Here is a 15,200-nt window from a genome sequence, read left to right as displayed (position 1 = left end):
TACCTATGGCTTTGCTTTTTGCCTTTAGCAATAACACCTTCTAAATACCGATTGTAGTCATTTTTGATTTTTTAAGATGGCAGGCGAGTTGTATCTCTAGAAGATCTTCATTATCACGTAAATCAACACGTAAGACGTCTTCTATTTTCTTTAATCTTTGATAAAGTGTATTGATATGAATATGCAAATGTTCAGCTGTTTTATTGGCTGAGCGATTCAGCTCGATGTATGTGAACAGTGTTTTTTCGAGCTCTTTATGTTTTTCATTAGCAGTTGATAAGGGGGAGAAGGTTTCATTAATAAACTGTTCGATTTCTTCTGTAGATTGGTTTAGAAATAAACGATTTAACCCAATGTCTTCATACCGAATAATCCCGGTACTGGCAAGTTGGTCTACGTAATCCAATGTTTTATTAGCTTCTTCATAACATTTCTTTATACTCTCAAGCCCCCTATAAGCATTGCTCATCCCACCCCGAAACATCGGATTGTCACTACTTTCCCATTCGTCTCTGATTCCATCCAGTTTGTCCTTTATGTGATTCGCCTCAGCTGGCCCTGGAAGGGAGATCAATAAAAAGATTTTATTATAAAACCCGTAAACAAGTTTTTCTAAGGAAGGGAATTCCTTGTTTATTTTAGAGATGAGTTGATAAATAACGATGTCTAAATAGTGTACATCGACGGCGCGTTTTGGAATTTCTAAAATACTAATCATCCAATAAGAAGAAGGATTGAGGTCAAACTCTTTGCCGAGTTTCATCAAGTGAGCAGGGTCTTCATACATTAACAATTCTTGAAACTTTTCATACGCCTTTCGATTATAAAGGGTTGTAATGGTTTGTCTTTTAACTAGCTCTAACGCTAGAATAGAACTGCCTTGTTCGAGGGTGATTTGGTCAGATTTAGATAGGGAGTCGTCGATTTGGATGATGAGGCACCCTAGAAAGACGTCTCCGTTATAAATAGGGTATAAATAAAACGTTTTATCCGATTCTCCACCGACTTTCACGTGGGAAGCCTGACGCTTCTTTGAAAATATGGTTTTCATTTCGAACATACTGAAATAAGGATTTTCACCTGGGGTAGGGCAATAAAATGTATTGTCCAGACCGTTAAATAATAACACCGTTCGGTTCATCATGTTTTTCAGCTCATGAACAAGCACTTTTATTCCTCTATTTCTAATCGAAATGTTCATTAATGTCTCATGGACTTCCTGCCTTTTTTCGAGTTGAGTATTTTTAATCGTTAGTTTCTTACTCAATGCAGTAATTTCCTGTAATTTGTCATTAGTTTCTGTATGAAACCGGGCATTTTGAATCGCCACTGCCGCTTGTCCCGCGAAACCTTGTAATAAATTCAAGTCATGTTCCGTCAAATTTCGCTTGATCTTCCATTGATGAATAATCATAACGCCGATTCTTTCTTCTTCGATTGAGATAGGTACACAAATGGCACCCTCGGTATAGTGAGCTGATCGATTAATATACGCAAGGTTTTCATCCGAAATATTATGGGTATGCATCTCTTCAAAAAGCTCCTGTCGTGAGTTGAATATCCTTCCTTTCCCATCTTCAAAAACCTTCCCTGTAATGGATTCACCAACTTTTACTTTAAATTGGTAAATTAAATCATTAAATCCTACAGGGGCTTTAGATATAAGTTTTTCTTCATCCGGATCATAGAGCATTAAATACCCTGCATCTGCTGCTGGGATAACTTTTAACGCATTTCGAATGATATTTTCTAATACTTGATCAAGATGAAGGGAGGAGGTAATGGAACGAAGACTATCCACCATGGTTTCCATTTCTTGTGTTTTTAGTTGAATCGTCTGCTCTAGATCGAATACACGCATGAGGTTAAAGACGTATTTCACTTCTTCCTTTGTCAAAGGAATCGACTCCTGAAAAATACATACATCTATTTGAAACCCTCGTTCATAATAAAATCTTAAGGTTACTGAGCTTTGTTGTTTAATGATTTTATACCCATACTCATCCAATGAAAAATCGGAAAACTTGGGCGGCTCAGCTTGTTGATGGTCGCAACCGTAAATGAAGCGGGTTTCGTTTTTATAGCAATCATATCCCCAAATACAAAAGTTACTATGATTTAACTTATTCTTTAAAAATTGGTACCCATATTCAAGCAGCTTCATTGATATCTCTCTCCCTTTATTATGTAAAAACCTCTATAAATCACTAGTAAATTGTAGAGGAATCCACATTGTTTTCCTGTTACGCTAAGTGTATAGTAAACAGAATAATTTGAAAATATTAAAAGTTAAAATGTATGCGTTCACATACTTGGGAATTTTGCACTAGAGATCCAGAGCACTAGTACTTATTTTTTTGAAAAGGGGCGATGATTTTGGAAGATGTCATGAGACTGGCGAATAGTGGTGTCGTTTGGATTATTGCAACACTCGTCTTAACTGTTGTTATTTTTCAAGCTATTAAGTTTATCATGCTGGCCGCTGGAGCAAGTAAAGAGATAGGCATGAGCAGGGGGGAGGTACATAGTGCACTTAAAACGGGAGCCATCGCGGCAATAGGCCCTTCATTCGCAATTATCATCGTCGCCATCTCTCTAATTCCGCTTCTTGGTGATCCTCTGACATTGATGAGAATTGGAATTATCGGTTCAGCACCGATCGAATCCGTAGGGGCGACCCTTGGTGCAGAGGCCTATGGAACGGAATTAGGTAGTTCCGGTTTTAACTATCAAGCGTTTACTACCGTGGTCTGGACATTATGTCTTGGAGGAGTAGGGTGGTTAGTTTTTACTGCTTTAGCTACCAAGTCGATGAGCAGAGTCGAGAAAAAAGTAACGAATAAAAGTGAAAAGAGTAAAAAAACGATGACGATCATCACCACAGCAGCAATGGTTGCTGCCTTCGGTAATTTAGCAAGTGCCGAAATGATTAAAGGGTTTGCCTATGTTTTAGTCGTTATCACATCAAGTCTAACCATGATTCTGTTTACATCACTTGCCAATAAACATCAACTTAATTGGCTGCGAGAGTGGTCACTTGGATTTTCAATTATTGCCGGGTTATTCGTCGGATACTTTGCATTATAAGGAGGCTGAATTATGGGTATCAACCAAGAAAGGGTTGTAAATGAGGAACGTTCCACTAGTGCTCAAGAGGCTGCCATGGAAAATTTTCATGGAAAAGCTCATTTTTGGGGCCGATTAACGCTTTGGTCTGCTATTATTCTAACGCTTTCATTACCGGTGATTCTATCATTCGTTCTTGGCTATCATCCAGGCTGGAGCGTTATTCTGGCTGGCTTTATTGCGTACGCTAGTATTGTGGCTGCTGTATGGGTATTAGAGCCCATCATGTATTTCCCTGTTTTAGGTGTATCTGGAACATATATCAGTTTTCTTACAGGAAATATAGGCAACATGTGTCTTCCTTCTGCAGCAGCAGCTCAACATGCTGTCGGCGCAGAGCCGGGCACAAAAAAAGGAGAAATCACAGCAACCCTGGGAATAGGAGCGGCCTCGATCGTAAATAAACTTTTTCTTATTCCGATTATTTTAGGAGGATCCGTGCTTATCTCTACCATTCCGGAAAACATACAACGAATTTTCCCGCTTGTTTTACCGGCAATTTTCGGAGGAGTGTTAGCCCAGTTTGCTATAAAGAAGCCTATTTATGGAGTCATTGCTTTAGCAGTTGGGCTGCTTGTTAACCTGACCTCACTCGTCGTCTATTTAAAAATGTTACTTTGTATTATGCTAACCATTGTTATTTGTGTTTTGTTAGAAAAAAGGAGAGCCGGGGAGTAAAATTGTAAAGGGGAGTGAGTCATCTTGAGTAAAACAAATTTATTACAATGGATTGAACAAAACGAAGAGACATTCACGGAAATGGCGCAAAACATTTGGGATAACCCTCAGCTTGCTTTCGAAGAAGAATATGCGGCTCATTTACAAATGACTACGTTAAAAGAAGCTGATTTTCGTGTGAACAATCCTGTTGGCGATGTGAATACAGCGTTTGTCGCTGAATACGGAAGCGGTAAACCGATTATCGGTCTATTGGGTGAGTTTGATGCCTTACCGGGGCTTTCCCAACAAGCGGCTTATACACAAGAAGAAGTTGTTCCAGGGGGACCTGGTCATGGGTGCGGCCATAATTTATTGGGTACGGCCGGCGTGGAAGCAGTGATCGCCTTAAAAGAAAAGATGGCACAGGAAAACTTAAGTGGTACCATTCGCTATTACGGCTGCCCAGCAGAGGAAGTTCTTTCAGGAAAAACTTATATGGCTAAAGCTGGGGTTTTTGATGATTTGGATTGTGCTTTAACATGGCATCCTGGCAACTCAAATACTGTCATGAATATGAGTATGCAAGCGATGGTTTCCATTAAATTTCATTTTAAAGGAATTACAGCCCACGCTGCTGCAGCACCACATGCGGGGAGGAGTGCCCTTGATGGTGTGGAACTCATGAATGTCGGAACAAACTATTTACGAGAACATGTCAAAGATGGGACACGCATTCACTATGTGATAACAAATGGAGGACTGGCCCCTAATATTGTACCTGAAGCAGCCAGTGTTTGGTACTATATAAGGGCTGAATCAAAAAGTCAGGTTGAGGATATTCTCAAAAGGGTAAAAAAGGTTGCAGAAGGAGCAGCGCTGATGACCGAAACAGAAGTCGAACATGAAATTACGGCGTTCCCTTATGATACACTGCCAAATGATCAATTAAATGAGTTAATGTACAGCAACATGGAAGAAAATCATTCGCTCGATTTCACAGAAGATGAGCAAACATTTGCGGAAAAATTAGTAGAAACGATTAATACCCAAAACAACAGGGGTACATTTGGCAATAAAGTAGATAGCTTATTACCTGTCGATCTCTATTATGACAAACAATTAGCCGGCAAATCTATTCAAGGTTCAACGGATGTAGGGGATGTAAGTTGGATTACCCCTACGGGAATGGTCAGTACTACGTGTGCGCCAGTTGGGGTCCAGCTTCATTCCTGGCAGGCTACTGCTTCATTTGGCTCCTCTATTGGTTATAAAGGAATGCACTTAGCCGCAAAAACCATGTCGCTAACAGCTTATGACCTATTAGTGAATAAACACGACACCCTTGAAAAGGCGAAGGAAGAATTTAACGACCGAACAAAAGGTGAAAAATATACAGCCGGGGTTTAGGAAATAAAATAGAATCATTTAAAAAGCCACTTTCTTTAAACGAGAAAGTGGCTTTTTAAATGATTCTGTCTTTACTAGTTATTTATGATCAGTAGCAAAGTTTCAAAGTGTCATTTTTGTAGAACTTTACTGTAGAATATTGCTAGAATTTGGTTGTCTCCCCCGCATGAAGGGGGGTGATAACTTGAATACTAGAGACGTTGTTAAAAGGTTCACCAATTCTGAGTTGATTGTGATGCATGACTGCACTCTTAAACATCGTGGGCGTCATGGATCTGAGGTCTTAGAATTCCTAGATTACCTTTTGGATCTATTGGCTGACGAAATTCAACAAAGAGACCTTGGGTGAAATCAGAATCCTCATGTCTGATTGAGTGTTCGTTAAGACTATAGTGAGAAAGGGGGAGGCGAATATCATGTTTGTACATAAAATAACTTTAATGGTTAGTCATTGGAAAAACATACGAAAACCAATCACAATGAGTAAGACGGACAGCATTTGTATAACGATTTTACCAGGTATTCTCTTTGCTAACACGACACCGAGCTGGGCTCCGATCATTACACCCATCCCTCCCCATAAAACGGTTATCCAATCGATACTGTTATAAAAGAGCTGGGCCGCGACACCGACTGACGTATACAAGCAAAGTGAAAAAATTGAGGTGGCCGTTGCGGTATGTGTTGGTATTTTAAATACATAAATAAGAATCGGAACGAGCAGCCAACCGCCGCCAATCCCTAAATAACTGGATAGGATACCCATCAAAAAGCCGAGGGGCACGAACCACATCGACGGATCGCCGAGTTGTGTCGATGGTTCGGTTGTTTTGGTTCTCTTTACAATAGAATTTTTAATCAGTAAGAATACTCCCAGTCCGACCAGAATCGATGCGAATATGACATAAAAGTAGCTAGATGAATACACTTGGAGCAGCCAAACGCCTATGAGGGCTCCTGGAAGGGCTCCAAGCGCGATGGTCAGACCAGCTTTGTAATGAATTTTGCCTTGCCGCGCATAGCCTTGTATGCCAGATAAGGAGTTGATGAATACGATGACTAACCCTGATGCTGCTGCAATAGCCGGATCCATATGCAGCAAGAGGAGTAAGGCGGGCACGAAGATAAATCCTCCGCCTGCTCCTACGATAGTTCCGTATGCTCCGGCGATTATGCCTATGAATAAGAGTAGTAGCCCTGTTGCTAATTCCATTGAATCACTCCTGAGGTCCTCTTAGATGATACGTACTGCCTCTTTAAATGTAACAGAGGAGCGAGGCCATGACCACGAAGTCATCATAAATGTGGAAGAGGATGAGACATAAGTAAAGCGATGTTGGCAAAAAACGTGAATTGTATAAACGTAGATAATTAGCGTAGTCAAAATACGGAGACTCCTGCGGGAACAGCGTGAGCCAAAGATCCCGCTGGAAAGCGTCCTTTGCTTTCCGAGGAAGCTGAGGCCGTGCCCGCGGAAAGCGAAGCATTTTGACGTGATGGTAGAAACTCTTTCTTGGCCTGCAAATAATCCGGGCTGATTTCAATAGAATCGTTCGGATTATTTTATGCCTTATTCAGTTTTGTCTCAGCCGCGTATCTTAATTAGTCCTCTTATACTTTTTTCGCCTTACAAAAAGAACCGCCAGTGTGATACTTACAATGGATATAACTAAACAAATTTTAAAAAAGGGTGGATAGTAGACAACCTCAATGTGATTGATGCCTTCTTTGATCGGGAACCCGACGAATGAATAGTTCACTTTTTTCAGGGGCTGCTTTTGATGGTTAATCTCAACTTGCCACCCTCGTTCATAAGGGATGGGCAGCATCATATAACGATCATGACCTTGATTATTATAGGTGATCGTAAGTTTGTTATCTACCCACTTGAATTGCGCAGACGTTGATGCTTGTTTTTTCGCTGTTTCTAATGTTTGATAATTTTCTTCGTATAAGGCAAGGTCTGTTAGAATGTACTCTCCTTCTGGCACGCGAATGGAAATCTTCTCGGCTGCGGCTACTCGAATTGTAAGGTCATCCACGTACGTTTTATAGATCGATTGATTGTGTTTGCGAGTCGTCCTATAGTCATTGACTTTTACAGCAAAGCCCTCACTTTCGGCTAAACTTTCAAGGTGGAAGCTGACGTAGTAATCTTTTGTGTCTGCTTTCGGCTGCTGGACTATAAGGTCGAGTCCGCCCTCTTTCTCTGTGACTGTGAGTTTGTTGTGCTTAAAGGAGGAGCCGACGGTTTCGATCGTAACCTGGTCAATGATATTAGGAACCTCGTGTGTGTTCCCGTTTGTTTTCTGCTTAGGATCAGCGACAATTACGCCTTCTAACATGGCATGCTCTCTTTCCAGTATTACTGCATCTCCCATTTCTTTTTCAGAAAAGACTTCGTCTGTCGTACGGACAAACGGCAGGATATTTGTATTCTCGAAAGCGACATAGTGCTCAGACTCCATGATTTTCTTAAAACCATATGGAATGTCATCGGCGTTTTCCTTTTCTCTCATCATGTATTTACCTTGAAGTAAACTGTATAAGTTTGCCCGGTTTCCGAGCGTAGAAAAACGGCTGACGCTCTCCCGACCCATGTCGATGTTTAAATCGTACAAATACAAATAGAGCAGGTTCTGATTGAGAATGCTTGAATAGGCACTGAATCCATTAAAGTCTTGAACAATCGGTGTATTATTTAAATAACCAATTGTCCAATCAATTCGGTAAAAGGGACTAGTATTCCGCTCCTTAATTTTCTGTAACAATGTTCGTTGTTCTTCGCCGTTGTAATCCTTACTGGTCAAATAGCTTTTGGATACTTTCTTAACGCTATGTTCTGAAATTGCGTATTGGGTCACATTGGCCAGGCCGATATTGGTTAGCAGCACAAAGGTACACAATAGAAGCTGCCAATGTTTGCGGCGATTCCAGCTTAGTACGAAAGCCAGGGTTAGGGTGAGCAGCATGACGGAAACCATTCCGACGCCTCTGGCCGAAAGAAATTCTATAGAGGGATCAGCCAGACAGCCGATCAGGTAAGTGAGCCCTACCAAAATACTTGCTCGGATGATATTCTGTTTCCCTGCTTGCTGTAAATATTGTAATCCTGCAGCCACGGTGCCGCCCATCGTAAAGGACAGTAAGTATTCCCAGCGGTATTGGGGTGCGGAAAATCCGTTAAAGGCACTTGCGACATACGGACTGAAGTGGAGCAAAATAAACATGGCACTTATGGCAGCGAATACGCGGAATATCGGAATCTTATATAAGGAAAAAGTGAAGAGAAACAGTAAGAAAATCGCTGGAACGACTACATAAGGACTTGTATAGATAATATTGTACGGAGCGTCGATCATTTCAATTGGCAAAGGATAAGTGGGGCGGTAATTATGAAGGTAACCGTACACAGCCGGAATAAATCCTACTGAACTGATCCCAAATCCCAGCAGTCCACTAATGATATATAGTCTGCATTGCTTTCCCTTGCTCGTTTCGCTGCTTTCCAGATGAATGATCATTCGAAATACAACATAAATCGCAACGAAAATCAGATTGACATAAGCGAAGTAAAAATTGTTGAAAAGTGTGATCGCGATAGCTGCAATTAACCATCCACATCGTGCTTCCCGGATAACTTTTTCCACACCGAGGACAAGCAGCGGAACCCAAAGCATGGCATCCGCAAAGAACTCCCAGAAGACGACATGACGGAAGTAGATGACGGACAAGGCATACACACTAGCCCCGACAAACCCAGGCAGCCATTGGATTTTCATATAGCGAAATACGAGGGTGGTAATCCCAATAATTAATGTCAGCCGGCAAATACTAATGAAAACAGCAGCCTGTGCCCAGAAGAGTGTATCAGGTGTGCCGACTAGGTTCAGGGATTCTAATACGAAGACAATCCCTGTTGTTATGATAAACACAAAAGCTGTGGCGAAATAAAAGGACAGTTGGCTGTATGTACCCCCTCCTAAACCGAACTGATAGGAGTAGAAGAAATTCCCACTTGTATATTGTTCATAAAGGAGTTTTTTAAAGGTTACCATTTGCTGCAAACCGTCATTTGGCCCTACCATGTATTGCTCTTGTGTCCATTCTTTTAAAAAGAACAAATGGGCCAGAATCGTGAGGACAAGACTTACAACAAACAAGATGGCCAGGTTTCGTTTGGTTATCATGTTATATTCTCCGTTACTTTTTTAAAATTTTGCCCGTTATAATAAAGGTGAGCGGTACGGTTATAAAAATGGATAGAATAGGAGCGATCGTACTATCGATTAGAAAGTGTTCCACGAATAAATAAACGAATATAGAGGAAACTGCGATATTGAACAGCTGGGTGAGCGGGAATTGCAAGAATTTAGCCAGCGTCGGTTTTATTTTAAAAGTATAGTAAGAGTTTAAGAAGAAGGAGATCACGAAACTGAACCCAAAGCTTGCGATATGTGCCGTCATATAACCGATATCCCATATTTCGTGTAAACATAAATAGCAAACATAGTAATTGGCCGTATTAATGATCCCCACTACGATAAATCTGATAAATTCCTGGCTGATTCCCTTCATCATGTTCTCCATTTGATAAATTTGTCTCCTCGATTAAATAATGAGGCCGTTTCTTCGTTTCATAATAAATCCTCCCAATGTATTCACCAATGACCCCAAGACTGAACAGTTGAACGCCACCAAAGAACAGAAATACTGAAATCATGGGTAAGAATCCTTGTACGTCAACGCCATCCCTAATGAGGATTATGGCTGTTGTGACTATACAAAGCAGGGATAGAAGTAGAAGGAATGCCCCAATGTAAAAACATATTCGGAGGGGGCGGTTATTAAACGAAAGGACGCCGTCCATGCCGTAATTCAGCAGCTTTGAAAACGACCACTTTGTTTTCCCTTTCTGACGAGTGACATTGTCGTAATCAATAATTTTCTGGCTTAACCCGATCCAGGAAAACAACCCTTTTGAGAAGCGGTTTCCTTCGTTTAACAGCAAGAGGGCATCAACAGCTTGTCGGCTCAACAGCCTGAAATCTCCGACCCCATCCTTCACATCCACCTCTACAATCTTGTTCACGAGACAGTAGTAAAGCGAGGAAAGACAGGATCGAAATAAGTTGTCTCCTTTACGGTTACGCTGGGCGATCACTTGATGATACCCTTCTTCGTAACCTTCGATAAAAGGTTTAATCAAGGAACAGGGATGCTGTAGATCTGCATCCATGAGAATCACGGCATCACCTTTTACATGTTGAAAACCTGCAAGCAGGGCCACTTCTTTTCCGAAGTTTCTCGTAAACGAAATATACTTGACCTTTGCATTTGTTAACACCAGTTTTTTAATCCGCTGCAGTGTATCATCCGTACTGCCGTCGTTAATGAAACAGATTTCATAATCATAAGCGATGTCCTCGAATTCCTTATCTATAGCTTTGTAAATGAGTTCGACATTCCCAGATTCGTTGTAAGAGGGAATGATAATTGAAATAAGACCGGGGTTCATGATTGCACCTACTTTTAATGTATCTTCCATGACAAATCATAACGGTTATGGATAGTTTGCTCACGATTATCATTTTTATAAGCAATCACGAAAATGCTTAATACTGAAATGAGAAGGCTCTTTCTTAAATTGACAGCTTGTAGTAGTAAAGGACTATTCCCTGAATAAGTCGCATTTTCCGTTGATGAACACGGCTAGATGCTGTCGAAATGAAAATAACATTACTTTCGGCTAACAACCGATTGACCAGGGTGGTCTAACAGTGTTATATTCAAATCGACCACACTGGTCTATTTAGGCGAAAGCATGAATAAACCATTACAAAGGAGGTTATGGAGATCGGCCAAACATTTGAAAATCTTGATGCTAATAAACAAAAGCGAATAGTAGATGCTGCACTTAAGGAGTTTGCAGAAAACGGATTTGAGAAAGGTTCAACCAATCAAATTGTCAAAAACGCCGGGATAGGAAAAGGGATGCTCTTTTACTATTTCAACAATAAAAAAGAAATTTATCTATATCTTATTGATTATGCGATGAACATCATGACTAAAGAGTTTTTTAGTTTGATCGATACGACAGAGCCTGATTTTATAGAACGGTTAAAGCAGATAGCTCGGGTTAAAACAAAGTATTACAATGAGAATCCCGATGTGAGTAATTTTATAGCAACTGTGTTTTTAAATGATGAAATGGAAATACCAGAGAATATGGAAAAGCGGCTTGCCGACTTGCAGAAATCAGGTAATTCGATGTTGTATGACAATATTGATCCGACATTGTTCCGCGATGATATTGATGTTGATAAAGCTTTCAAACTTATCCGTTGGTCGATAGAGGGATACCAAAATGAGTTGATGAACCATTTTAAAGGTCAACAAATTGCTTCTATTGATTTAGATCCATACTGGACAGAATTTTATGATTATCTGGATGTCTTGAAAACATGCTTTTATAAAAAATGAGGGGGGTTCAAAATGAGCTTGTTGCAAGTCACTGACTTAACGAAGAAGTTTGGAAAGTTTACTGCATTAGATGGGGTTAACATAGAAGTGAATGAAGGAGAAGTGTATGGTTTCATTGGCCCAAACGGCGCGGGGAAATCGACAACCATTCGTGTGCTTCTCGGAATTTTAAAAGCAACAGAGGGACAAGTGAAAATATTCGGCAAGGATGCCTGGAAAGATGCGGTTGAGATTCACAAACGTATTGCGTATGTCCCCGGTGATGTAAATTTGTGGCCGAACTTAACAGGCGGTGAAGTAATTGACCTATTTGTGACATTGCGGGGGGGAAAGAATCAAAGCAAACGGGAACAACTGATTAAGAAGTTTGATTTGGATCCATCCAAGAAATGCAGAACCTATTCGAAAGGAAATCGCCAAAAGGTGGCATTAATTGCTGCTTTTTCATCAGATGCAGACCTTTATATTTTAGATGAACCGACCTCAGGACTTGACCCATTGATGGAACGGGTTTTTCAGGAATGTGTGATGGAGGCGAAAAACGATGGGAAGAGTGTCCTTCTCTCCAGTCATATATTATCTGAAGTCGAAAAGTTATGTGACAGGGTCGGCATAATTCGTCAGGGTAAAATGATTGAAACAGGTTCGTTAAACGAGTTACGCCATTTAACCCGTACAAATCTTCTCGTTGAAACAAAACAGCCGATGTCAGGACTAGCAGAATTAAAAGGCGTGCACGATATCGTGGAAAAAGCACAAGGTCTATCCTTCCAGGTAGATACAGAGGAAATGGATGCAGTAATAAAATATATTACGCAATACGGCATCGTTAAATTGGAAAGTGCACCGCCAACGTTGGAAGACTTGTTCATGCGCCATTATGAGGGCCCAGACAATCCTACAGAGACAGGAGCAGGAGGTGTTTCCTGATGAAAGGGAATCTGTTTAGAAGAACGGGACGGCTGTCGCGCTTCATTTTGCGACGGGATCGACTTCGTATTCCGTTATGGTTGCTTGGACTTTCCTTCTTTACGTTAATCGTACCTGGGGCCTTTAAGGACCTCTATCCCACCCAGCAGGCTAGGGACGCTATGGCTGAAACCATGCGGAATCCTGCGATGACAGCGATGGTAGGGCCCGGTAACCTTGATCATTACACTATTGGGGCGATGACAACTCATCAGATGCTGCTGCTGACGGCTGTTGTTGTCGGTCTTATGAGTATTCTGCTGGTGAACCGTCACACAAGAGCTGATGAGGAAGACGGACGAATCGAAATGATTCGTTCATTGCCGGTAGGAAGGTTATCTAATTTACATGCTACTTTATTCGTTTTGTTTGTAACTAATGTGGTTTTGGCGTTAATTACAGGCCTTGGATTATATGCCTTAGGGATAGAAAGTATGGATTTAGAAGGTTCTTTACTATATGGTGCCGCTTTAGGCGCAACAGGTATCATTTTTGCAGGTGTGACCGCTGTATTCGCACAGCTGTCAGAGAGTTCTCGGGGAACGATTGGTTATTCAATTGCAGTACTCATAATATCATATCTTGTACGTGCAATTGGGGATGTCAGTAATGAAACATTGTCGCTGCTCTCGCCTTTAGGATGGGTGCCTCAAACAGAGGCTTACTCTAGTAACCATTGGTGGCCGATCTTATTGATGATTGGCGTGTCTCTCCTATTATTTATTATTGCCTATCGTTTGAATGCTGTTCGTGACTTAGAAGCAGGTTTTCTGCCTGCAAGGCCTGGAAAAAAACATGCTTCATTCTTTTTGAAAAATCCTATAGGTCTTGCTTTAAGACTTCAACGGACAGGAATCATCGCCTGGGCTGTCGGCATGTTTGTAACGGGGCTTTCCTATGGATCTGTCCTGGGTGATTTAGAATCATTTTTTAAAAGCAGTGATATGATGAAACAGCTTTTAAAACCAGTAGAAGGCCATTCTTTAACGGAGCAGTTTATCCCGATGTTAATGGTGGTCATGGCATTGTTAGGAACGATTCCTCCTCTAATGGCCATGAATAAACTTTATGGCGAAGAAAAAAAGAATCGTATCGAACATCTGCTTGGAAGAGCAGTTTCACGTACCCGGCTGATGTTTTGTTATTATATCATCTCTGCAGTGAACGGATTTTTAATGATTTCCCTTGCTGCAATCGGCTTATGGGCTGCAGGAACCTCTGTTATGGAAGAGGGATTTGATTTTGGAATGATCTATGGTGCAGCTGTTGCTTACTACCCAGCGATGTTAGTGATGATTGGTATAGTCGTGTTATTAATTGGCTTTGCACCGAAACTAAGTATCTTCATTTGGTTGTATGTATTTTATTCATTTGTCGTTCTTTATTTAGGGGGGATATTTCAATTTCCGGATTGGGTTGGACAAATTTCACCATATGGATACATCCCTCAACTCCCGGTAGAAGAAATGGACTATTTACCGGTTACCATCCTGATGTTTCTTGCCCTTGTTCTAACGATTTTAGGATTTGTTGGCTATAATAGACGAGATATCGAAGGGTAATTTAAGGAAGGCCCCTGGTTCTATAGTTTATAGATGAACCAGGGGCCCTTTTGGTTTTTAAGCCGATCATTAACGCTATTTCATTATGCCATTCATAAGATCAGCTAATATAGACATCCGCCTGTTTCTGAGAAAGGGCGTTTTTATTGAATAATGTGTCCTTTCTAAATATCAACAAATTGTTGAATAAAAAAGTTCCCATTTTATGTTAGCGTATAGGTGTGTAAGGAGTCTCGTGGGTAAAGGAGGGAGCTGAGAGAAGTTTATTAAGTTTAGTGGGGTTGATTATTGGTGTTTTTGTAAAACTATTTATTGCTTTGTTATGTTTGTAGATATGGCGCCTTGATGTACATAAAAATATTCTAATTTCGGATAGCCATTTATTGAAAAAGAATTGGAATGAGATAAGACACAATAATTAAGGATGTTTAGGAAGTGAAAAAGTGTATATACGGAAGGGAAGTACCATGGTTGCTTGTAGTTGTATTTATAGCAATACTGGCTGGTTGTAATACCCAACATAATAATACAAATTATCATTTGACACTTATGGGGAAAAGTGAACACTGGGGTTTAATTGGGTATGAAGTTGTAATAACGCCGGAAGAGTTAAAGGCAGGTAACGGAACACTGAATATGAAAAATAAGAACAAATATATCACAAATTCTTTCCATTTTGAAACACACGCTGTCATAGCTGACAAAGATATAACAGTTCATTCTGGTTCAGTAACTGGTGCAGGGATAGATATCGCAGAAGAAACAACAGGAGCCATTGAAGGTGGAACATATCTGAATGAAAAGGGAGAGCCTATAACACTCGACAATATTAGAGCCATTTATATGATTGTTGGTTGGTGGGACATGAGTAAAGGAGAAAGCGTTAAAGAAAGAATAGATTTATATAACCAGCCTAAAAAGGAAAAAACTTTTTTGAAATAAACTCCTGAAACGGCTAAGATATTTAGTGATTTGTTGGTGGTAAAGTTTCTA

13 protein-coding genes are annotated in these 15,200 nt (G+C 40.6%); 8 read left to right on the top strand and 5 right to left on the bottom strand.

The genetic code is table 11. The features are described from left to right. Positions 1-40 precede the first annotated feature (40 nt). Entirely contained in the window at positions 41-2,164 is a 2,124-nt protein-coding gene (locus P9989_RS17090; RefSeq protein WP_283076071.1) for a helix-turn-helix domain-containing protein, read from the bottom strand. 212 nt (positions 2,165-2,376) lie between these two features. On the opposite strand from P9989_RS17090, the gene P9989_RS17085 reads away from it, so the two are divergent. From P9989_RS17085 to P9989_RS17070, 4 genes are all read left to right on the top strand, one after another. Next, positions 2,377-3,087, top strand: a complete 711-nt coding sequence (locus tag P9989_RS17085; protein WP_283076070.1) for a DUF5058 family protein — start codon at positions 2,377-2,379, stop codon at positions 3,085-3,087. 12 nt (positions 3,088-3,099) lie between these two features. Then, positions 3,100-3,804 carry a small-conductance mechanosensitive channel gene (locus P9989_RS17080; protein WP_283076069.1) on the top strand — a complete coding sequence of 235 codons (705 nt, stop codon included), beginning with the start codon at positions 3,100-3,102 and terminating at the stop codon, positions 3,802-3,804. A gap of 24 nt (positions 3,805-3,828) precedes the next feature. Then, complete coding sequence (locus tag P9989_RS17075; protein ID WP_283076068.1) at positions 3,829-5,193, top strand: amidohydrolase; 1,365 nt, start codon at positions 3,829-3,831, stop codon at positions 5,191-5,193. 184 nt (positions 5,194-5,377) lie between these two features. Next, entirely contained in the window at positions 5,378-5,542 is a 165-nt protein-coding gene (locus tag P9989_RS17070) for a hypothetical protein (RefSeq protein WP_283076067.1), read from the top strand. Between the two features lie 99 nt (positions 5,543-5,641). On the opposite strand, the gene P9989_RS17065 is transcribed toward P9989_RS17070, so the two are convergent. The 4 genes from P9989_RS17065 to P9989_RS17050 all read right to left on the bottom strand — a co-directional run bounded on the left by P9989_RS17065 (position 5,642) and on the right by P9989_RS17050 (position 10,711). Next, the gene (locus tag P9989_RS17065; RefSeq protein ID WP_283076066.1) at positions 5,642-6,406 is read right to left on the bottom strand and encodes a sulfite exporter TauE/SafE family protein; all 765 of its coding nucleotides are present in this window, start codon (positions 6,404-6,406) and stop codon (positions 5,642-5,644) included. Between the two features lie 385 nt (positions 6,407-6,791). Continuing rightward, a complete protein-coding gene (locus P9989_RS17060; protein WP_283076065.1) occupies positions 6,792-9,383 on the bottom strand; it encodes a YfhO family protein in 2,592 nt (863 codons plus the stop codon). A gap of 13 nt (positions 9,384-9,396) precedes the next feature. Next, positions 9,397-9,783 (bottom strand): GtrA family protein, encoded by a 387-nt coding sequence (locus P9989_RS17055; protein WP_283076064.1) that lies wholly within the window; start codon positions 9,781-9,783, stop codon positions 9,397-9,399. Beyond that, positions 9,719-10,711 carry a glycosyltransferase family 2 protein gene (locus P9989_RS17050; RefSeq protein WP_283078959.1) on the bottom strand — a complete coding sequence of 331 codons (993 nt, stop codon included), beginning with the start codon at positions 10,709-10,711 and terminating at the stop codon, positions 9,719-9,721. Before P9989_RS17050 ends, P9989_RS17055 begins: the two co-directional genes overlap by 65 nt. A 332-nt stretch (positions 10,712-11,043) precedes the next feature. Here P9989_RS17050 and P9989_RS17045 point away from each other — a divergent pair, with 332 nt between their 5' ends. The 4 genes from P9989_RS17045 (at position 11,044) to P9989_RS17030 (ending at position 15,149) form a co-directional block, all read left to right on the top strand. Next, a complete protein-coding gene (locus P9989_RS17045; RefSeq protein WP_283076063.1) occupies positions 11,044-11,676 on the top strand; it encodes a TetR/AcrR family transcriptional regulator in 633 nt (210 codons plus the stop codon). Positions 11,677-11,688: 12 nt separating this feature from the next. Beyond that, positions 11,689-12,606: an ABC transporter ATP-binding protein gene (locus tag P9989_RS17040; protein ID WP_283076062.1), complete on the top strand. Its 918-nt coding sequence runs from the start codon at positions 11,689-11,691 to the stop codon at positions 12,604-12,606. After that, a complete protein-coding gene (locus P9989_RS17035; RefSeq protein ID WP_283076061.1) occupies positions 12,606-14,207 on the top strand; it encodes an ABC transporter permease in 1,602 nt (533 codons plus the stop codon). The genes P9989_RS17040 and P9989_RS17035 overlap by 1 nt, the downstream gene beginning before the upstream one ends. A 471-nt stretch (positions 14,208-14,678) precedes the next feature. Continuing rightward, complete coding sequence (locus tag P9989_RS17030) at positions 14,679-15,149, top strand: hypothetical protein (RefSeq protein ID WP_283076060.1); 471 nt, start codon at positions 14,679-14,681, stop codon at positions 15,147-15,149. Positions 15,150-15,200: the final 51 nt, after the last annotated feature.

The organism is Halobacillus naozhouensis (genome assembly GCF_029714185.1).
GTDB classification, from domain to species: Bacteria; Bacillota; Bacilli; order Bacillales; family Halobacillaceae; genus Halobacillus_A; species Halobacillus_A naozhouensis.
This window is presented reverse-complemented; position numbering and strand designations above follow the sequence as displayed.

Coding starts and splice junctions, on each gene's coding strand:
- P9989_RS17045 (WP_283076063.1), top strand. CDS start 11,044: ATGGAGATCGGCCAAACATTTGAAAATCTTGATGCTAATAAACAAAAG.
- P9989_RS17090 (WP_283076071.1), bottom strand. CDS start 2,164: ATGAAGCTGCTTGAATATGGGTACCAATTTTTAAAGAATAAGTTAAAT.
- P9989_RS17080 (WP_283076069.1), top strand. CDS start 3,100: ATGGGTATCAACCAAGAAAGGGTTGTAAATGAGGAACGTTCCACTAGT.
- P9989_RS17040 (WP_283076062.1), top strand. CDS start 11,689: ATGAGCTTGTTGCAAGTCACTGACTTAACGAAGAAGTTTGGAAAGTTT.
- P9989_RS17050 (WP_283078959.1), bottom strand. CDS start 10,711: ATGAACCCCGGTCTTATTTCAATTATCATTCCCTCTTACAACGAATCT.
- P9989_RS17035 (WP_283076061.1), top strand. CDS start 12,606: ATGAAAGGGAATCTGTTTAGAAGAACGGGACGGCTGTCGCGCTTCATT.
- P9989_RS17055 (WP_283076064.1), bottom strand. CDS start 9,783: ATGGAGAACATGATGAAGGGAATCAGCCAGGAATTTATCAGATTTATC.
- P9989_RS17060 (WP_283076065.1), bottom strand. CDS start 9,383: ATGATAACCAAACGAAACCTGGCCATCTTGTTTGTTGTAAGTCTTGTC.
- P9989_RS17065 (WP_283076066.1), bottom strand. CDS start 6,406: ATGGAATTAGCAACAGGGCTACTACTCTTATTCATAGGCATAATCGCC.